General features: G+C 62.7%; 16 protein-coding genes and 1 tRNA gene. 12 read left to right on the forward strand and 5 right to left on the reverse strand.

Annotated elements, in window-relative coordinates; genetic code table 11:
• Positions 1-76 precede the first annotated feature (76 nt).
• Positions 77-2,368, forward strand: a complete 2,292-nt coding sequence (locus tag IVB42_RS19355) for a Piwi domain-containing protein (protein ID WP_247471062.1) — start codon at positions 77-79, stop codon at positions 2,366-2,368.
• A 177-nt stretch (positions 2,369-2,545) separates the two neighbouring features.
• Positions 2,546-3,553 (forward strand): hypothetical protein, encoded by a 1,008-nt coding sequence (locus IVB42_RS19360; protein WP_247471065.1) that lies wholly within the window; start codon positions 2,546-2,548, stop codon positions 3,551-3,553.
• Between the two features lie 42 nt (positions 3,554-3,595).
• On the opposite strand, the gene IVB42_RS19365 is transcribed toward IVB42_RS19360, so the two are convergent.
• The 3 genes from IVB42_RS19365 to IVB42_RS19375 form a co-directional block, all read right to left on the reverse strand.
• Complete coding sequence (locus IVB42_RS19365; protein WP_247471068.1) at positions 3,596-5,206, reverse strand: hypothetical protein; 1,611 nt, start codon at positions 5,204-5,206, stop codon at positions 3,596-3,598.
• A gap of 370 nt (positions 5,207-5,576) precedes the next feature.
• Positions 5,577-5,666 (reverse strand) — tRNA-Ser (locus IVB42_RS19370).
• A gap of 419 nt (positions 5,667-6,085) precedes the next feature.
• Positions 6,086-7,225: an ROK family protein gene (locus IVB42_RS19375; protein ID WP_018459864.1), complete on the reverse strand. Its 1,140-nt coding sequence runs from the start codon at positions 7,223-7,225 to the stop codon at positions 6,086-6,088.
• A gap of 332 nt (positions 7,226-7,557) precedes the next feature.
• Here IVB42_RS19375 and rplU point away from each other — a divergent pair, with 332 nt between their 5' ends.
• From rplU to IVB42_RS19390, 3 genes are all read left to right on the forward strand, one after another.
• Positions 7,558-7,950 (forward strand): 50S ribosomal protein L21, encoded by a 393-nt coding sequence (gene rplU, locus IVB42_RS19380; RefSeq protein WP_007604396.1) that lies wholly within the window; start codon positions 7,558-7,560, stop codon positions 7,948-7,950.
• Positions 7,951-8,047: 97 nt separating this feature from the next.
• A complete protein-coding gene (gene rpmA, locus IVB42_RS19385) occupies positions 8,048-8,317 on the forward strand; it encodes a 50S ribosomal protein L27 (protein ID WP_018459863.1) in 270 nt (89 codons plus the stop codon).
• Between the two features lie 153 nt (positions 8,318-8,470).
• Entirely contained in the window at positions 8,471-9,064 is a 594-nt protein-coding gene (locus tag IVB42_RS19390) for a GNAT family N-acetyltransferase (RefSeq protein ID WP_018459862.1), read from the forward strand.
• A 67-nt stretch (positions 9,065-9,131) separates the two neighbouring features.
• Here IVB42_RS19390 and IVB42_RS19395 read toward each other — a convergent pair whose 3' ends face one another.
• Entirely contained in the window at positions 9,132-10,046 is a 915-nt protein-coding gene (locus IVB42_RS19395; protein ID WP_018459861.1) for a DMT family transporter, read from the reverse strand.
• A 127-nt stretch (positions 10,047-10,173) separates the two neighbouring features.
• Between IVB42_RS19395 and IVB42_RS19400 the strand changes: the two genes are divergently transcribed.
• The 3 genes from IVB42_RS19400 (at position 10,174) to IVB42_RS19410 (ending at position 13,547) form a co-directional block, all read left to right on the forward strand.
• The gene (locus IVB42_RS19400) at positions 10,174-10,656 is read left to right on the forward strand and encodes a MaoC family dehydratase (RefSeq protein WP_018459860.1); all 483 of its coding nucleotides are present in this window, start codon (positions 10,174-10,176) and stop codon (positions 10,654-10,656) included.
• A gap of 84 nt (positions 10,657-10,740) precedes the next feature.
• Positions 10,741-11,781: a GTPase ObgE gene (obgE, locus tag IVB42_RS19405; RefSeq protein WP_018459859.1), complete on the forward strand. Its 1,041-nt coding sequence runs from the start codon at positions 10,741-10,743 to the stop codon at positions 11,779-11,781.
• 131 nt (positions 11,782-11,912) lie between these two features.
• Positions 11,913-13,547: an alkaline phosphatase family protein gene (locus IVB42_RS19410; protein WP_018459858.1), complete on the forward strand. Its 1,635-nt coding sequence runs from the start codon at positions 11,913-11,915 to the stop codon at positions 13,545-13,547.
• A 137-nt stretch (positions 13,548-13,684) separates the two neighbouring features.
• Here the strand turns inward: IVB42_RS19410 and IVB42_RS19415 are convergent, their stop codons facing one another.
• On the reverse strand, positions 13,685-14,650 hold the full coding sequence (locus IVB42_RS19415; protein ID WP_018459857.1) for a Bug family tripartite tricarboxylate transporter substrate binding protein: 966 nt from the start codon (positions 14,648-14,650) through the stop codon (positions 13,685-13,687).
• Positions 14,651-14,845: 195 nt separating this feature from the next.
• Between IVB42_RS19415 and proB the strand changes: the two genes are divergently transcribed.
• The 4 genes from proB (at position 14,846) to rsfS (ending at position 18,710) form a co-directional block, all read left to right on the forward strand.
• Positions 14,846-15,967, forward strand: a complete 1,122-nt coding sequence (proB, locus tag IVB42_RS19420; protein ID WP_018459856.1) for a glutamate 5-kinase — start codon at positions 14,846-14,848, stop codon at positions 15,965-15,967.
• Between the two features lie 187 nt (positions 15,968-16,154).
• Positions 16,155-17,450, forward strand: coding sequence for a glutamate-5-semialdehyde dehydrogenase (locus tag IVB42_RS19425; RefSeq protein ID WP_018459855.1), 1,296 nt, complete (start codon positions 16,155-16,157; stop codon positions 17,448-17,450).
• Between the two features lie 20 nt (positions 17,451-17,470).
• Complete coding sequence (locus IVB42_RS19430) at positions 17,471-18,115, forward strand: nicotinate-nucleotide adenylyltransferase (RefSeq protein WP_026233892.1); 645 nt, start codon at positions 17,471-17,473, stop codon at positions 18,113-18,115.
• A gap of 238 nt (positions 18,116-18,353) precedes the next feature.
• On the forward strand, positions 18,354-18,710 hold the full coding sequence (gene rsfS, locus IVB42_RS19435) for a ribosome silencing factor (protein WP_007598906.1): 357 nt from the start codon (positions 18,354-18,356) through the stop codon (positions 18,708-18,710).
• Positions 18,711-18,781: the final 71 nt, after the last annotated feature.

Here is an 18,781-nt window from a genome sequence, read left to right on the forward strand (position 1 = left end):
GCTTTGACGAAGAAGGCCCCGTCGATCGGTACTATCAAGCGCTCCTTTCCTCTTGTCGATTCGAGAAGCCGCCCGAATGTCCCGCTACACCCTCAATTTCGCGCCCATAGAACTAGCTGGAAACACTGAGATTCTCGTCGGCCGGCAATCCTATAGCGCGGATCGGCTCCATGAACTCCGTCGCGAGTTCGGTGGCACGCATGTCTTCCAGCGCATGAGCATGGAGGACGCGATTGTTGATATTCCCGTCGTGGCTGGGGCCAAACCAATCGGGAATATTCAGGAGCTCATTGACCTCCGGCGAACGCAAGGGGTCTGGTCCGCCCTCGTTTCAGCTGCGCTCTTACGGGCCTTTGCTGGCCAGCGCGATTTGACCTCTTCATGGCCGGTGACGGTTCTTGGAAGCGCATCACGGGGTCTGGTTCAACACCCGCGGCTCCCGAGCTGGATTCAAAAGCGGACCGCGCTAGAATTTGACACGCGCTCGATTTATCTTTCGGCTGGCAAGCGCGTGCTGGGGGTTGTTTGCGAGACCAGGATAAGGAACATCATCGACGGATCATGCGCCGAGCTCATGAAGCTGGGCTTACTGGTCACCGGTCGCTACGTGCAGATTGAACGCGAGTCTGATGATGACCGTTTGCTCCCGCGGAGAAAGCTCGTGGGCCGGGTAACCGACGTTGACGGCGATACCCTTGTTCTCGAAGACCACGCGCCCGGCTTTGAGACGGTTCACGCTTCGGAAGCTTTTCTTGAGGCAAGGCGCGAAATATTCGACGACTGCATTCAACGCATTCTGGGCCGCGATGCGGCGTCGGTCTTAAGTCAAGCCGAAGCATCCGCGAACGCGGCGCATTCGGGACCGCAGCGAAAGAGAGCCGTGAAAGAAGCGTTGACCTATTTGCGGGACCGGGTGGCTTTAGAAGCGGTGCCCGGCGTAAAGATCGTTTTGGGCAAGCTGCTCAGTTCAGATCAAAGGGAGATCTTTCCGGCCACCGAGGTCATGCCGAGACCGACCCTTGTGTTCGATCCGAGCGGCAGCCGAAAGGACGACTGGAATGAGCGAGGGATCAAAAAGAACGGTCCGTACGATCAGCGCACGTTCTCGCCAAAGAAGCTGAATATCGCCGTCATCTGTCAAGCAAAGCACGAAGGCCAAGTCGACCGATTCGTGGCCAAGTTCCTTGACGGCATGCCGAATGTCACGAGCGGGCAGAACAACATTGCGCGCTATGGCGACGGTTTTATCCGCCGATTTCATCTCGAAAAGCCAAGCGTAGCGTTTTTCACGACGCGAAGCGCATTGGCGGAAGACTATGCGGCGGCAAGCCGCGAAGCGTTGGCCCTGGCCGCCGACAATGGATTCAAGTGGCACATTGCGCTCGTTCAGGTCGAGGAGGAGTTCAAAGCCTTCGATGGCAGCAGTAACCCCTATTACGCGACCAAATCGATTTTCCTGAAGCGCGACGTCGCTGTTCAAAGCGTCCGGCTTGAAACCATGGCGCAAAGCGATCAGAAACTCGTTTTTTCCCTGAATCATATGAGCCTGGCCACTTACGCTAAAATCGGAGGGACGCCGTGGCTTCTTGCAGCCCAGCAGACCGTCGCGCATGAACTCGTGATCGGCCTTGGCTCTCACTCCGTGGCTGGAAGTCGCCTCGGCGCCCAACAGCGATATGTCGGGATAACGACAGTCTTTTCCAGCGACGGAAGCTATCTCTTGAGCGATAAAACAGCTGTCGTTCCCTACGACAGGTACTCCGACGCCCTTTACGAAACACTGAAGCGGGCCATTACCACCGTCCGCAAACAGGACAATTGGCGAAGTACCGACAAGGTCCGCCTGGTTTTCCATATGTTCAAGCCGCCTAAAGATATCGAGGCGGAGGCTATCAAGAAGACGGTCGATGCGCTTGGGCTCGAGGATGTCACGTTCGCGTTCGTACATGTCGCGCCAAGCCATCCTTACGTTATCTTCGACAACACCCAGAAAGGCATCGGCTACCGCGACCCGAAGAAAGGTATTCTCGGACCGTCCCGCGGTTTGCACGTCAAGCTGGGCGACTACGAGTCGCTAGTCGTTTTCTCAGGCGCGTCTGAGCTCAAGCAGGTGACGGACGGGATGCCAAGGCCATGCTTGCTCAAGCTTCATCGGCTTTCCACGTTTAAGGACATGACGTATCTGGCACGGCAAGCGTTCGAGTTCGCCGGACACTCCTGGCGCATGCTGTCCCCGGAGCCGTTTCCAATCACTATTCGGTATTCTGACCTTATCGCGGAACGCCTGACGGGGCTCGAAAGCGTCCAAGGATGGGATTCCGAAGCGGTGCAATTTGGCCAGATTGGAAAAACACTTTGGTTTCTATGAGCCATGCTTAATCTCTTTGACCTTCAGAGAGCCCTACGCCTCCGGCTAACCACGCCGCGACCGGCTCCATGCCATGTGACGGCATTCGCTGGATGGATAGCGGGCGACGTTAACAGGATGTCGGCCGGGATAGGCGAAGCTCTGGCATTTACCGGGCAGGCACGCCATCCGGAGCACGTGGCCGCACTGGGTTATGGCGCCTACGCCGGTGCACTCGCCGATGCGATGGTCACGGTATTGCGCGACGAGATTTCGCATCTTGGAGGACGTACGTTCTTTGCGCCGGGGCGCGCGCCACGATTTGAGGTCGACGGCATCGCGCTGCTCGGTGTTGCTCTCGGCGCAGCCCGACTTCTGCCACCCGACGAGGCGAAATGGCTGAACACATTGTTGGCCAGATCATCGCAGGAGGTCCGCTCCGATATCTGGCAACTCGGCCTCGTGCGTCTGGCACAGACCGTGCTCGGCTACCTAGACCTTCACATCGTTCCGTCCGATCTGGCTGTCGCCGCCGCCGCGCGGGGTCTCGGCTCCCTTCAGGCCAGCGACCGCGAACCGGCGTGGCAACTCGTCACTTCGTTGACTGAGAACGAGGGTGGGTTGGCCCGTGATGCAACACAACTTGCGGTCTTCGATTATGAATTATCGCGTATCGCCCAGGTCGACCTCGCATCGGCCACGCGTGACGACTTAATCCAAGTTCTTCAAAGCGCGTCACGCGGCATGAAGCGATGGACATTTGAGCACGTAAAGCGAACCGCTAAGTCTGAAATCACGCGCTGGCACGTCGACAACGAGTACCACGTCCAAAACCTGCTTTGGGCGATCCTGGCGCCGGTGTTTCCCGATCTGGAAGATGAAGAGAATTTGCCATCGATCGGCCAAATGCATCCCCGCGCGGATTTAGGCGTCCCCTCACTACGGACTCTCATAGAAGTGAAGTTTCTTCGCCATCGTGGCCAGAGCGGCTTCACAAAAATCATCGAAGAGATCGCGGCAGATACCAGCCTCTATCTCAGCCGCACAACGGAGTACGACAACATCATCGCCTTCGTCTGGGATGATTGCGCGCAAACCGAGCAACACCACGAGCTAAAATCCGGCATCGAGCGCATCCGGGGAATCTCGGCGGCCATCATTCTTCCGCGCCCTTCGAGTATGGCACGTGTAGCCGCCGGGTCATAGGATCAAGGTCGGACCGCAACACTTGCAATTGTCGCTGACCTGTCAGCTAATAAGCTTCGGCCGTCCAATTTTGCGGGGCTCAGACGCCATGGCTTCGAAATCCAGCCCCTCAAACATCGACCAATCGATCTGCTTCGGCAGCTCGAAATTAGCCAACTCTTGGCACTGTTTACGACGTAGCGCAGACTGCTGGCCGTAATTGCCGTGGACGTCGTTTGCCTCGTGGCCCATCTGCAGCCTCGTTGCCTCATCATCGAGATCTTCCTCAATGAACATCTCCTTGGCGCCGTGCCGCAGCGAATGGGCCACCTCGATATTCATACCGATGGCGCCGGCCTTCTTGAGGAGACGATTCACGCGTTTTGAAGCAACGTCGCCCGGATCAGACGTTGTAGAAAGCAAGCGGAAGATGAAATTATCGCCCTGCTCGGCCGCCCAATCAACAAAACCGATGCGGCGGAAAAAGTCATGCAAAACGAAAAAGCGCAGACTCGCCTCCGTCTTGAACCCGATCCGCTTGTACATACCTTTCTCTTTGTCATAGACGATGCCGTTTACGCGCACGATGTCGACGCCGTGTTTACGGTCAAAATCGCTGCCTCGGATAAAGGGAAGGATTCCGATCCGACGCGAAGAGAGAAGGCACAGGGGTCCCAACATCGCGTCGTCCAAATAGCCGCTGTCGACCCCCAGTCTGAAGACTTTGTCGACTTTTTCGTAGTCGAGAGCTTCGCGCTTTACTGAAGGTTTCGCGTTGTCCGGCCATCGCACCCGATAGCCTTCGAATGGATTGCGAAGCCGATGCAAACCTACCGCACCGTTGATGATAGCGCGCACCGTCTGCACGTATCCATCTTGGATGGTTTTCAGTGCGAGCGGCTCGTAGCAGCTTTCGGCCTTATTCTTTGCGATCGCCGCGTGGATCCCCATCTGTCGCAGCTCTTCCGTATTTTCGCCCTCACGCGAAAGCTCAAGCGGGACATACTGAAGCTCGTTGACGAAATTCTGGAGATCAATGGGCAGGTAGCAATCGATCGGTCGATCTCCGACAAGCGCTTTGAAGGTGGCCGCACGCATCCGGCCAGTGCTGATGGCGCTGTCGGACGCTCCCCCAGCCTTTCGAAGCTCGAAATATTGGTCTTCCAGTTCGCTGAACTTTGGCGCCGACGATGTTTCGACGTTAGGCGTAACGTCCGCTCGCGACTGTTCCGGCTTCGTCGGCCTGAAGTCGCGCGACCTTGCAGACCGGCTTGTCGGCGTCGCCGAGGCCTGTTCCAGAATTGCAAGTTGACGATCGGCGACTTCGGTGAGCTTACCGAGCACGTCTGACAGCGGCTCACCGCCAGGCGCGATTCCTGCGCCAGCGCGCCAACGATTCCAGACGTCTTGGCGCAACAGGTGGGCGCGGGCCACGACCGTCGGATTTCCCGCGTCACCTTTGCCGATCTCCTTTTCAATCAGCACCGCCTCTTGGATCGCGGCGATATCGCGCAGCACGTCCGGCGAAAAATCCGGCCACGGAGGAGGATCGGCGATCTTGGCCGCTGCGGTTTCGAGGAAGGCGAGCATGTTCGCGACGAATTCCTCAGGGCTATTACCCTGCGGAAACCCAACGTCGCTGCACGGGATCTCTTCCCCAATGTGAGTATTCACCCCGCCTCTCCACTGGCTGAACCCGGTTTGCGCGAGCGCGCCCAGCCAAGACGCCCGCCGCTGCGCCTCACGATGCGGAAGCACCCCAAGTCGCACCCGAATAGGAGCGCATGACGGCAGCCCGGCTGCAAGGTTCGAGGGGGGCCGAATCTGGAAGAAATACGTGGAAAGCCGACGCACCAAATAGGTCGGTGCCCGCCCCGGCCCTCTGGGCCAGCGCGCTAGGCGCTCGGATGCTCTGTCATGGCGGACTACTTCGTGGACTACATTGGGGGATACACGCTTCGACACTTGCACACTCTGGCAGGCCGGAAGCGTTGTTTTCCGAGGTTTTGCGGATCCAAAAAGTGGCGGATAGGGCGAATTTAACTGGCGGAGAGGGAGGGATTCGAACCCCCGATAGGCTTGCACCTATGCCGCATTTCGAGTGCGGTGCATTCGACCACTCTGCCACCTCTCCTGAAGGCGCCAAGTAAGGAGCATGGCCCCTGTGGTTCGGGCGTTAATAGGCGAGGATGGCGGGCCAGACAAGGCTTGCGAGGGCGAAAATCGGGCCGGTTTTCCGGCTGGACCCACGATGTCACGGTGATGATCGGGGGCGATCGCGGATTTCGGCGGCGGTTTGCGCGGGAATGGGCCTGAGCCGTTCGCCACTGACCCGGCGCGAGCCCGATGCGGCACGTCGGTGCCGAATCACTGGTACCCGCAAAAGGCGGGGTGGGACCGCCAGACGCGGTAAACACTGGCGGTCCCGGTGCCGCTCATTGAAATACTGGCTGGGAAGGGCGGCTTCGCCGGCCAGGTGAGGCGACGGTTTCGACCGTAGCGTGCGGGCGGTGCACCGCAACGCAATCCGGTCCTTAACCTAACCAGTCAAGGTTACTCCTTGTCGGACTTGGCCTTTTTCTTCCCGTTCTCCGTAGAATCGCGGTCTTTGTCTTTGTCCTTGCCGTTGTCCTTGCGGCGGTTGGTGAAGCGGGCATTGCCGAGGCCGGTGCCGATGGTGAGCACGCCCCAGCGATCGACGTCCTGCATGAACGGCACCTCGGAGAGGCCCTGAACCACGCCGTCATTGTGCATCAGGATCGCGGTGTCGTGCTCGCCGATCTGCGGAATGCCCTCGAGCAGGCTCGCCGGCAGGTTGAACTTGCTGCTCTCCCAATTGCCCGGCAGGTTCTGTGCGCCTTTCTCGATGGAGCCGTCCGCGTTGATCACGCCGGGACAGGCGATGCCGATGAACGGCGCCAGCTTGTAGCCTTCCTTCTCGGCCTCGGTGATCAGCCCCTTCAGCATCTTCGTCAGCCGCTTCACCGCGCCTTCGCGCGTCGGCTCGTCGTCGGCATGACGCCACAGCTCGGACTTCACGACCTTGGCTTTCGACAGGTCTTTTGCCTTTTTCCAGCTGGTCTCAACCAGGCCGCAGCGGATGTTGGTGCCGCCGATATCGACGGCGAGGATGCTGTCATGGGCCTCGAAGATCCACGACGGCGCCAAATGCAGCGCGCCGATCAGGCCGGCCTCGTCGGGATGATGGCGGATCGGCAGCATGTCGATCTTGAAGCCCTCGGCGATGAGGATAATCTCGGTGCGCGCGATCGCGAGCTCGCCGAGCCGGGAATCGCGAAAACCGCCGCCGACCACGATGCGCTCGGTCTTGGCCCAGGCCTTGGACTTGAGGAAGCGGCGGGTGACGTAAGCGAGCTCCTGGGCGAAGTCCTCGATGGCGCTATGCACCACCGCCCAGGCCTCGGTGTCGTCGCCGACCAGGATGGCGTCCAGCGTCTTCTTGCTGATCTCGTCCGACGGCTCCTTGCCGAACGGGTCCTCGCCGGACTTGCGCAGCGGCTTGCGCCAGCGCTCGAGGATCTCGCGGAACGCGCCCTTGCTGGCGCGGTCGCCGATGAAGCCATCCTCGTCCTTCATCTCGATGTTGAAGCTGTCGATATCCACCGACGGCAGCCGCTCCGCGCCGTGATGAGCGATGCCCGTCGTCGTCTTGACCAGCTCGTCTGTTGCCATGGTAAGCCCCTTGCCCGTGTGACTGAATTCGCCGGGACAACGGCGGGGGAACCTGTTGGTTGCGGCGCGGTCCGAAATTCGCCTGCGGGCCGGATCGGGCCCAAATGCTTCAAATCCGGCCGTTTTCGCCGGCTTTTCCTTGACTCCGGGGGATCAGCGGCTATAAATCCCGCAACCGGCGCGGGGCGTTTCTCGCGCCGCTTGTTTTTACGTGGGTTTTCAAAGGGATAACTCCCGCCCGCACAAAACTCGCATAAACCCATAACGACTGACAAAAAGCCGGCCCCGACAATATGTCGCGAGGCCGGGAATGAACACGAAGGAAAACAACGATGTTCGCAGTCATCAAAACCGGCGGCCGGCAGTACCGCGTCGTTCCGGATGATGTCCTGGAAGTAGGCAAGATCGAAGGCGAAGTCGGCTCGATCGTGCAGCTCAATGAAGTTCTCCTGGTCGGCGGCGACACGCCGATCCTGGGTCTGCCCACGGTCGCCGGCGCGTCCGTTGCGGTCGAGGTGCTCGACCACAAGCGCGGTCCCAAGGTCATCGCTTTCAAGAAGCGCCGCCGCAAGAATTCGCGCCGCAAGCGCGGCTATCGCGACGAGATCACCGTGCTGCGCATCTCGGAGATCCTGACGGACGGCGCCAAGCCCACCAAGGGGCCGCGTCCGAAGCGGGAGAAGGTCGCCAAGCCAGAGACCACGACCGAAGAGGCCGCCGCATAATTTGATCACGCGCCGTCACGAAGTGATGCGTGAGAAATTGTGAAATGATTCCGTCAAGGAATTGATCTAGAAATACGTAGAATTTCGGAGACGAGCCATGGCTCACAAAAAAGCAGGCGGTTCATCGCGCAACGGTCGCGATTCCAAGGGCAAGCGCCTCGGTATCAAGGCGTTCGGCGGGGAAGTTGTGATTCCCGGCAACATCATTGCGCGTCAGCGCGGCACCACCTGGCATCCCGGCCTTAATGTCGGCATGGGCACGGACCACACCTTGTTCGCCAAGATCGAGGGCCGCGTAACGTTCCAGGCCAAAGCCAACGGCCGCACCTTCATCTCGGTGCTCCCGCTCGCAGAGGCGGCTGAATAGACGGTGGATCAAATTTGGAGTCCGCCGGGTCCCAGACCGAACCGGCGGAGTCCTTGAGATCACAGATCGAAGGCTCCAGGGGAGGCGGGAAACCGGCCTCCCCTTTCGTTTGCGTGCTCACTTTTCACTTTAGTGACTTCGACGGAGCCGGACATGTTGCAGGATTTTTCGAGCGTGACCTTGCGGGAGGCGAGACCCAGCGTCGTCGCCACCGAGCGGCTGACCTTGCGGCGGCCGACCCTCGCCGATGTCAGGACCATCGCCCTCCTCGCCAACGACCGTCGCGTCGCCGAAAACACAAGGCGCCTCCCGCATCCCTATTCGCAGGACGACGCCATCGCCTTCATCCGCGCCAGCGCCCTGCCCGGCAGCGAGACGGTGTTCCTGATCGAGCATGACAGCGGCCCCATCGGCATGGTCGGCATCGACCGCTCGACGCCCGACAACGCCGAGCTCGGCTATTGGCTCGGCGTCGAGCATTGGGGCCGGGGCTTTGCCACCGAGGCCGCACGCGGCGCGATCGACTTCTTCTTCGAGGAGTTCGAGGACGATCATCTCTATGCAGGCGCGCGCGTCACCAACCCGGCCTCGCGCAACGTGCTGGAGAAGTGCGGCTTCCAGTGGAGCGGCGTCCAGCTGCATCGCTTCCTGGCGCTGGGCTCGTCCACGCCCGTCGACTGCTTCCGTCTCTCGCGCGGCGTGTGGGCGTCGCTGAAGAGCTGGAGCAGCGCGCGAAGGGTGAGGTAGGGCGGAGGCGGCTCAAACTGTCGTCCTGGTGAAAGCCAGGACGACGCTCGAATTTATTCCGCTGTAATCACGCTGGCGGATTCACATCCGCGTCCCTGCGTCCGAGATCGCGCTCACGCAGATAAATATAGAACCCGGCGGCGATGATGATGGCGGCGCCGACGATGGTGGCGATTTCGGGCACGTCGCCGAACACGACGAAGCCGAAGATCACCGCCCAGACGATCATCGAATATTGATAGGGCACGACGACGCTGGCCGGCGCGAGCTTGAGCGAGCGGTTGACGCAGAACAGCGCCGTGACCGAGACGCATCCCGCCAGCGCGAAGATCACGAGGCTGCCCGATGTCGGCGGCACCCAGTGGAACGCCGACAGCACAGCGCCCAGCAAGAACGTGCCGACGAATTGCGACGACGCCATCACGATATCGGGCGTCTTGCGCAGGCTGCGCGTGATCAACATCAGCGTTGCGAAAGAAAGACTGCCGCCAAGCGCGATCAGCGCCGGCAGGCTCACCGTCTGTGCCGAGGGCCGCAGCGCGATCAGGACGCCGCAGAAGCCGATCAGGATCGCCGTCCAGCGCCGCCAGCCGACCTTCTCGCCGAGAAAGATCGCCGACATCGCGGTGACGAAAATGGGCCCGGCGAGATAATAGGTGATGACGTCGGCGAGCGGCAGGTAGACCGTCGCAAGGAAGAAGGCCGCCACTTCCAGCGTCGACAGCACGACGCGAAAGAGCTGGAGACCCGGCCGCTCCAGATGCAGGAACTGGTGACGCTGCCGCCAGACCAACGGCGACAGCAGCAGCAGCGCCGCGCAGGCGCGCAGGAACAGCAGCTGCCCCACCGAATAAGTCCCGACCAGGAACTTGCCCATGGCATCGCCAAACGAGAACATGAAGATCGACAGCACCATGAGCGCAATCCCGGCAAGGCGCGCCGAGCGTTCGTCATAGGCCGATAGATTCTTGAACAGGGGCATCGAGCGCCGTTGTAATGACGCAGGCCGTCACGACAAGCCCGCGTTGGACGAATTGAACGGATTGTCGCACTCTCCGCGTCGCGGTAGCGACAGGTGTCTCACAAGAGAGCCAGGAAAGAGCTTAGCCATGACCGACTTCGACCCGGCCCGGCATCGCATGATCCCCGCGCAACGCTGGTTTGAGGATTTCGTGGTCGGCGAGCGCTTCGTGCTGCCGAGCCGCACGCAGACGACGGCGGTGTTCGCGGCGTTCCAGACCGCGAGCGGCGACACGCATCCGGTGCATTACGACGTGGAGTATTGCCGCAGCCGCGGCATGCCGCATCTGCTCGCCCACGGTTTCCAGACGCTGATCCACACCGCGCCCGGCGCCGGCCTGTTTCCGTTCATGGTCGAGGACTCCCTGGTCGGCTTCCTCGAGCAATCCAGCCGGTTCCTCAAACCTGTCTTCGCCGACGACACAATCTATCCCGCGCTCGAGGTCACCGAGCTGGTGCCGGGACGCTCGACCGGCGTGGTGACGCTCAAAAGCACCGTGTTCAACCAGCGCAAGGAGCTGGTGCTGGAGGGCACGCAGAAATTCCTGATCCGGCGCCGGCCAGCTGGTTAAGCAAGGCCACAAATCGCCGGGTTTCGGCCGATTTGCGGGTCCATCCGGGTTGCCGCGCGGGACCGGCTGGCCTACCTATGGCCCATGAAATTCCTAGACGAAGCAAAGGTCTATATCCGCTCCGGCGACGGCGGAAACGGCTGCGTGGCGTTCCGCCGCGAAAAATTCATTGAATTCGGCGGCCCCTCCGGCGGCAATGGTGGCCGCGGCGGCAATGTCATCATCGAGGTCGCCGACGGGCTGAACACGCTGATCGACTATCGCTACCAGCAGCACTTCAAGGCCCAGAAGGGCGAGAACGGCTCGGGCTCGGACCGCCACGGCGCCAATGGCAAGTCGATCGTGCTGAAGGTCCCCATCGGCACGCAGATCTTCGATGAAGATCGCGAGACCATGATCCACGATTTCACCACTGTCGGCGAAAAGTTCGTGCTGGCCGAGGGCGGCAATGGCGGCTTCGGCAACGCGCATTTCAAGACCTCGACCAATCGCGCGCCGCGCAATGCCAATCCCGGCCAGCCCGGGGAGGAGCGCTGGATCTGGCTGCGGTTGAAGCTGATCGCGGATGCCGGCCTCGTCGGCCTGCCCAATGCCGGCAAATCGACCTTCCTTGCCAAGGTCAGCGCGGCCAAGCCGAAGATCGCCGACTATCCCTTCACCACGCTGCATCCGCAGCTCGGCGTCGTGAATGCCGACGGCCGCGAATTCGTGTTGGCGGACATCCCCGGCCTGATCGAAGGCGCGCATGAAGGCGTCGGTCTCGGCGACCGCTTCCTCGCCCATGTCGAGCGCTGCCGCGTGCTGCTGCATCTCATCGATGCGACCTGCGAGCACGCCGGCAAGGCCTACAAGACGGTGCGAACGGAGCTGGACGCCTATGCCGGGCAGCTCACCGACAAGATCGAGATCGTCGCGCTGAACAAGATCGACGCGATCGAGCCGGACGAGTTGAAGAAGCAGAAGGAGCGGCTGAAGCGCGCCGCCAAGAAGACGCCGCTGCTGCTCTCCGCCGTCACCGGTGACGGCGTGCAGGAAGCGTTGCGCTCTCTTGCGGATGTGATCGGCGAGAGCCCGGTGTCTGCGAAAGCGAAGAGCGCGGCCGAAGCGGAGCCGTGGTCGGTTTGATTTTTCGTCGTCCCGGCGAAGGCCGGGACGACGCTGGAGTGTACGGCCGCAGACGCGTGCATCGCTGATAGCTTGTCTTCGCGCCCTCGATAGCGCAGCATCCCACAATCAAGAAACGGCAGGGATCACGCATGGCGCGCGCGAAGAACGTTCTCTGGATCATGTGCGACCAGCTTCGCTATGACTATCTCGGCTGCACCGGCCATCCCACGCTGAAGACACCGAACATCGACGCCATGGCGAAGCGCGGCGTGCTCTTCAGCAAGGCCTATGTGCAGTCGCCGATCTGCGGCCCCTCGCGGATGTCGTTCTACACCGGGCGCTACATGCGCTCGCACGGCTCGCACTGGAACGGCTGGCCGTTGCGGGTCGGCGAGCCCACCCTCGGCGATCACCTCAAGAAGCTCGGCGTGCGCTACGTGCTGGTCGGCAAGACCCACATGGCGCCCGATCTCGAAGGCATGAAGGCGCTCGGCATCCCGCCGGAATCGATGATCGGCGTGCACGTCGCCGAATGCGGGTTTGAGCCCTATGAGCGTGACGACGGCCTGCATCCCACGGGGCGGCCGCGTCCGAAATACGACGAATATCTGCGCCAGCAGGGCTTTGATGCGCCCAATCCCTGGGAGCATTGGGCCAATTCAGGCGCGGCCGAGGACGGCTCGCTCCAGAACGGCTGGCTGCTCGTGCATGCCGACAAGGCCGCGCGCGTGCCGGACGAGCATTCCGAGACGCCCTACATGACGCGACGCGCCATGGATTTCATCGGCGAGGCCGAGACCGACGGCAGGCCGTGGTGCCTGCATCTGTCCTACATCAAGCCGCACTGGCCCTACATCGCGCCCGAACCCTACGCCAGCATGTATTCGACATCGGACATGATCCCGGTGATCCGCTCCGAGCGCGAGCGGCAGAACCCGCATCCGGTGTTCGGCGCCTATATGGACATGCGCTACTCCCGCAACATGGCGCGCGACGATGCCCGCGAGAAGGTGATCCCGACCTATATGGGCCTGATCACCCAGATCGACGCCCAGATGGGCGTGCTGATGAAGTTCCTGGAGGAGCGCGACCTGCTGGACACCACCATGATCGTGTTCACCTCCGATCACGGCGACTATCTCGGCGATCACTGGATGGGCGAGAAGGATCTGTTCCACGAGCAGTCGGCGAAGATCCCGCTCATCATCATCGATCCCTCGAAGGAGGCGGATGCGACGCGTGGCACGCGCAACGATGCGCTGGTCGAAGCCATCGATCTCGCGCCGACCTTCGTCGACTATTTCGGCGGCAAGGTGCCGGGCCATATCCTCGAGGGACGCTCGCTGCTGCCGCTGCTGCGCGGCGAGAGTCCGCCGGATTGGCGCAAGGTGGCGTTCTCCGAATACGACTATGTCATGCAGGACGTGCGGCTGAAGCTGAATCAGCCGATCGAACGCTGTCGCCTGTTCATGGTGTTCGACGGCCGCTGGAAATACATCCACGCCTCAGGCTTCCTCCCGATGCTGTACGACCTCGAAACCGATCCGGAAGAGTTTCTGGATCGCGGCGACGATCCCGAGTGCGCCGGCGTCATCGCTCGACTGCAGGCCGAGCTGTTCGACTGGGCGCTGCATCCCAACGACCACATCACGACGCCGCGCGAGAAAATCGCCGCCTATGCCGACAACCAGCTCCAGGTGAAGGGCGGGATTTTGATCGGTGTTTGGGACGAAGCGGAGCTGGCGTCGATCAAGGACGGGATCGCGCAGCGCGCGAAGCTGTGAGTGAGCGGAAAGAGCCTCTCTCAGCTCGTCATGCCCGGGCTTGACCCGGGCATCCACGTCTTGCGTTAGGTGGCGGTGCACGTGGATGGCCGGGACAAGCCCGGCCATGACGGCGGAGAGCGGAGCGCAAACAGAAACTAATTCTCGATCTTGTACCCCGTCGCCTTCACGACCGGCTGCCAGAACGCGGTGTTGGCGGCGAGCTCCTTGGTCAGACCTTCCGCGCTGCTGCCCACCGGGATCAGACCGATCGCGGTGAGCTTCTCCTTCACCTCGGGCTTGGCGAGCGCGGCGCTTGCGGCCGCGCCGAGCTTGCTTGCGAATTCCGGCGAGCTGCCGGCGGGAAGCCACATGCCGTACCAGGCGTCGGCGACGAGATCGATGCCGCTCTCTTTCAAGGTCGGCACCTCTGAGGCAAAGGGCGAACGTTCCGCGCTGCTCACCGCGATGATCTTCACGCCCTTGGCGCGATGCTGCGCAAGCGCGTCGGCCAGCGTGGTGATCCCGAACGGAACATGGCCGCCGACGAGGTCGTTGAGGATAGCTGCGCTGCCGCGATAGGGCACGCGGCTCAAGGGAATGCCGAGGTCCTTCTCCAGCTTCGAGCCCATGAAATGCGGAATGGTGCCGCTGCTGGGTACGCCGAACGAGGTCCTGTCCGGATGTGCCTTCAGCCAGGCCGCGAACGACTTGAAATCCACAGCGTCGACCGCCGGGCTGATCACCAGCGCAAATTCAAAGCGCGCCAGCAGCGAGACCGGGACGAAATCCTTTGCAGCATCGAAGCTCGGAATCGTCTCGACCATCGGCAGCAGGTACATCGTGGGTCCGGTCGTCACCAGCACCATGCTGCCGTCGGGGCTTCCCCCCTTCACCGCCTTGATGCCGATCAGGCCGTCACCGCCGGTGCGGTTCTCGACCACGATGGTCCGCTGCAGTGCCGGCGCCATCTCCTGCGCGATCAGCCGGCACAGCGTGTCGCCGCCCGCGCCGGCCGCGAACGGGAAGATGATCTTGGTGAGCCCAGCCTGTGCGCGCGTCGCTCCCACCTGCGCCAGCAGCGGCAGGCTCAGACACCGGACCATGAATTTGCGGCGATCCATGGGTTTCCTCCACCGTTATGGTTGGCAGCATGAGAGCCGGACGGCCGCCCGGGGCAACCCGGCGTTCATCCTTTAGCATGCCGGCGCCTTGCGCGGGCCATCGTCCTGCTGCAAAAGCAGGGCCTCATCGGCGCCGCTCTCGCTCCGCCGTGTCCGATGCAGAGCAATCCGTCACACGCGCCAGCACTTGCACACATGGCCAGCCCCGAACTCAGTCAATTCCGCCGCATCGTCGTCAAGGTCGGCTCCGCGCTGCTGGTCGATTCCGACAAGGGCGAGGTGCGCGCGTCCTGGCTTGCCGCGCTCGCCGACGACATGGCCAAGCTGCATCGCGAGGGGCGTGACGTGCTCGTCGTCTCCTCCGGCTCGATCGCGCTCGGCCGCAGCCGCCTGAAATTGCCGCGCGGCCCGCTGAAGCTGGAGGAGAGTCAGGCAGCCGCCGCCGTCGGTCAGATCGCGCTCGCCCGCATCTGGTCGGAGGTGCTTGGCGCCCACGGCATCGGCGCCGGCCAGATCCTGGTGACGCTGCAGGACACCGAGGAGCGCCGCCGCTATCTCAACGCGCGCTCCACTATCGGCAAGCTGCTGGAGTGGCGCGCGATCCCCGTGATCAACGAGAACGACACGGTCGCCACCAACGAGATCCGCTACGGCGACAACGACCGCCTCGCCGCGCGCGTCGCCACCATGGCCAGCGCCGACCTGCTGGTGCTGCTGTCCGACATCGACGGGCTCTACGACGCCCCGCCGAAGAACAACCCGAACGCCAGGCTCATTCCCGTCGTCGACAGCATCTCCTCCGAGATCGAGGCTGTGGCAGGCGACGCCGAGTCCGAGCTGTCGCGCGGCGGCATGCGCACCAAGGTCGAAGCTGCCAAGATCGCGACCACCGGCGGCACGCATATGCTGATCGCCTCGGGCAAGATCGAGCATCCGTTGCAGGCGATCGCCGATGGCGGCCGCTGCACCTGGTTCCTGACGCCGGCCAATCCCATCACCTCGCGAAAACGCTGGATCGCGGGCTCGCTTGAGCCGAAGGGTACGCTGACGATCGACGCCGGCGCGGTCGCGGCCCTGCGCGCCGGCGCCAGCCTGCTGCCGGCCGGCGTGATCAAGGTCGAGGGCCAGTTCGCCCGCGGCGACGCCGTGATCGTGCGCGGCCCCGACACCAGCGAGGTCGGCCGCGGCCTGATCGCCTACGACGCCGACGATGCCGAGCGGATCAAGGGCCGCTCCTCCCCGGATGTCATGGCCATCCTCGGCATCAGCGGGCGGTCCGAGATGATCCACCGGGATGATCTGGTGGTGGGCGGGTAGCCGCTAGGGCATCCGAGTAGGCGCCGGCCGAGGCGTGGATGGCCGGTCAAGCCCGGCCATGACGCCGGAGCTGGGCCATTGATCGAGCTGCCGTCCGGCACGTGAAGCCCTGCCATACCCTGCCGACCCTTCGCAAAAGCGGGATTTCCGTGCTAGGACACTGCCTTAGCAGAAGGTTGAAACTCCCATGGCCGCCCCCCTCAAAGCCGTCGACGGCAATGCCGATCTTCAGGCGCTGATGACCGATCTCGGTACCCGTGCCCGCGCTGCCGCGCGCGTGCTGGCGCTGGCGCCGCCGGAGCAGAAGAACCGGGCGCTCGAGGCCATGGCGCGGGCGATCCGCAACAATGCCGCCGCGATCCTCGCCGCCAATGCCGAGGACGTCACCGAGGCCCGCGCCTCCGGCAACGCCACCTCGTCCTTCATCGACCGCCTGACGCTGACGCCGGCGCGGGTGGAGGGCATGGCCGAGGGCATCGGCATCGTGCGCGGCATTGCCGATCCCGTCGGCATCGTCACCGAGAGCTGGCAACGGCCGAACGGCATGACCATCGAGCGCGTGCGCGTGCCGCTCGGCGTCGTCGGCGTGATCTTCGAGAGCCGGCCGAACGTTGCGGCGGACGCCGGTGTGCTGTGCCTGAAGTCGGGCAATGCCGTGATCCTCCGCGGCGGCTCCGACAGTTTCCGCTCCTGCCGCGCGATCCATGACTGCCTGGTGCAGGGCCTGCGCGAAGCGGGCCTTCCCGAGGCTGCCATCACGCTGGTGCCGACGCGCGACCGCGCGGCGGTAGGCCAGATGCTGTCGGGATTGAATGGCGCCATCGACGTGATCGTGCCGCGCGGAGGCAAGAGCCTCGTCGCGCGCGTCGAGCAGGAAGCGCGCGTGCCGGTGTTCGCGCATCTCGAAGGCGTCAACCACATTTACGTCGACGGCAGCGCCGACCTCGCCATGGCGAAATCGATCGTGCTCAACGCCAAGATGCGCCGCACCGGCGTCTGCGGCGCCGCCGAGACGCTGCTGGTCGATCGCGCCGCAGCCGGTAAAAACCTCAAGCCGCTGGTTGAGATGCTAATCGAGGCCGGCTGCGAAGTGCGTGGCGACGACGCCGTGCAAAAGATCGATGCGCGCGTCAAACCCGCGAGCGCGGACGATTGGGACACCGAATATCTCGATGCGATCATCGCAGCGAAGGTGGTGAACGGCGTCGACGGCGCGATCGCGCATATCCAAAATCACGGTTCGCACCATACCGATGCGATCGTGAGCGCCGACGAGACCGCTGCGAAAAAATTCCTGAGCGAGGTCGATTCCGCGATCGTGCTGCACAACGCCTCGACGCAGTTCGCCGACGGCGGCGAGTTCGGCTTCGGTGCCGAGATCGGCATTGCCACCGGCAGATTCCACGCCCGCGGCCCGGTTGGCGCCGAGCAGCTGACGAGCTTCAAATATCGCGTTCACGGCACCGGGCAGACGCGGCCGTAGACGACGCAGGGCGCGGGGCATTGAGCAACAATTTCGTCGCGCCACGTTTCTTCGCGCAGGCCATACCGACCCATACCTCGGGCATGCGCATCGGCCTGCTCGGCGGCTCGTTCAACCCGCCGCACCAGGCCCATCGCGCGATCAGCCAGTTCGCGCTGAAACGACTCCAGCTCGATCGCGTGTGGTGGCTGGTGACGCCAGGCAATCCGCTGAAGGAGAACGGCGCGCTGCATGAGCTCGGCGCGCGCATGCAGGCGGCGCGCGAAATGGCCGACGATCCCAGGATCGAGGTGAGCTGTCTCGAATCCGTCATTCGCACGCGCTATACCATCGATACGATCAACACCTTGCGCCGCCGCCTCTCGGGCTTGCGCTTTGTCTGGATCATGGGCGCCGACAACCTCGCTCAATTCCATCGTTGGCAGCACTGGCGGCGCATCGCCGACCAGGTGCCGATCGCGGTCATCGACCGTCCGCCGCAGAGTTTTCGCGCCCTCGCCTCTCCCGCCGCCCAGGCGCTCAGGCGCTATCGGATGCCGGAGAATGAGGCCGCCTTGCTCGCGGACCGGCCCGCGCCAGCCTGGGTGTTCCTGACCGGAATGAAGCTGAATCTCTCGTCGACCGGCTTACGGAACCCGGACGGAAGCTGGAAAGGTACGAAGTGAGTCAGATTGTGCGAACGCCATGCGGTCTTCGGGCTCTCTGGCATATTGAAACCCTTAACCCCACATGATGTAGTGTAACCAGTGGGCGCCGGATTCGGCGTTCGCGATACAGTGAAAGGAATGGTCCCTGACCACATCTGTATTGTCCAAGACAGCCTCACCCAAGACGGCTTCACCGAAGTCTGTTTTACCCAAGGTTGCCAAGCCGACGCGTAAAACATCGACCAAAGCTGCGGCCTTGAAGGCGCAACCCGACGCCGACAAGACGCTGAGCCTGATCCTCTCCCGCCTCGACGACATGAAGGCGGAAGAGACTGTGACCATCGACCTTCGCGGCAAATCGGCCTACTCCGACTACATGATCGTCACCACCGGCCGGGTGAACCGGCACGTCGGCGCGATCGCGGAGAACGTCGCCAAAGGCCTCAAGGAAAACGGCATCAAGAACATCCACGTCGAGGGCTTGCCCAATTGCGACTGGGTGCTGATCGATTCCGGCGATGTGATCGTGCACGTGTTCAGACCCGAGGTCCGCGAGTTCTACAGTCTCGAGAGATTGTACACGCAGGGCCCAGGGGCGGCGAAGGCGATCTGAGAGGCTGCTGGCCGATTTCGAATCGGCTGACGCGCATGCTAGCGTCGTGCGCGCGCAGATCGCGCGCGGTC

It is taken from the genome of Bradyrhizobium sp. 45 (assembly GCF_023073155.1).
GTDB lineage: Bacteria > Pseudomonadota > Alphaproteobacteria > Rhizobiales > Xanthobacteraceae > Bradyrhizobium > Bradyrhizobium canariense_D.

What these genes read in the sequence shown, in the direction of transcription:
- IVB42_RS19355 (WP_247471062.1), top strand. Translation starts at nt 77, where the DNA reads ATGTCCCGCTACACCCTCAATTTCGCGCCCATAGAACTAGCTGGAAAC.
- IVB42_RS19375 (WP_018459864.1), bottom strand. Translation starts at nt 7,225, where the DNA reads ATGGCAACAGACGAGCTGGTCAAGACGACGACGGGCATCGCTCATCAC.
- rplU (WP_007604396.1), top strand. Translation starts at nt 7,558, where the DNA reads ATGTTCGCAGTCATCAAAACCGGCGGCCGGCAGTACCGCGTCGTTCCG.
- rpmA (WP_018459863.1), top strand. Translation starts at nt 8,048, where the DNA reads ATGGCTCACAAAAAAGCAGGCGGTTCATCGCGCAACGGTCGCGATTCC.
- IVB42_RS19390 (WP_018459862.1), top strand. Translation starts at nt 8,471, where the DNA reads ATGTTGCAGGATTTTTCGAGCGTGACCTTGCGGGAGGCGAGACCCAGC.
- IVB42_RS19395 (WP_018459861.1), bottom strand. Translation starts at nt 10,046, where the DNA reads ATGCCCCTGTTCAAGAATCTATCGGCCTATGACGAACGCTCGGCGCGC.
- IVB42_RS19400 (WP_018459860.1), top strand. Translation starts at nt 10,174, where the DNA reads ATGACCGACTTCGACCCGGCCCGGCATCGCATGATCCCCGCGCAACGC.
- obgE (WP_018459859.1), top strand. Translation starts at nt 10,741, where the DNA reads ATGAAATTCCTAGACGAAGCAAAGGTCTATATCCGCTCCGGCGACGGC.
- IVB42_RS19410 (WP_018459858.1), top strand. Translation starts at nt 11,913, where the DNA reads ATGGCGCGCGCGAAGAACGTTCTCTGGATCATGTGCGACCAGCTTCGC.
- IVB42_RS19415 (WP_018459857.1), bottom strand. Translation starts at nt 14,650, where the DNA reads ATGGATCGCCGCAAATTCATGGTCCGGTGTCTGAGCCTGCCGCTGCTG.
- proB (WP_018459856.1), top strand. Translation starts at nt 14,846, where the DNA reads ATGGCCAGCCCCGAACTCAGTCAATTCCGCCGCATCGTCGTCAAGGTC.
- IVB42_RS19425 (WP_018459855.1), top strand. Translation starts at nt 16,155, where the DNA reads ATGGCCGCCCCCCTCAAAGCCGTCGACGGCAATGCCGATCTTCAGGCG.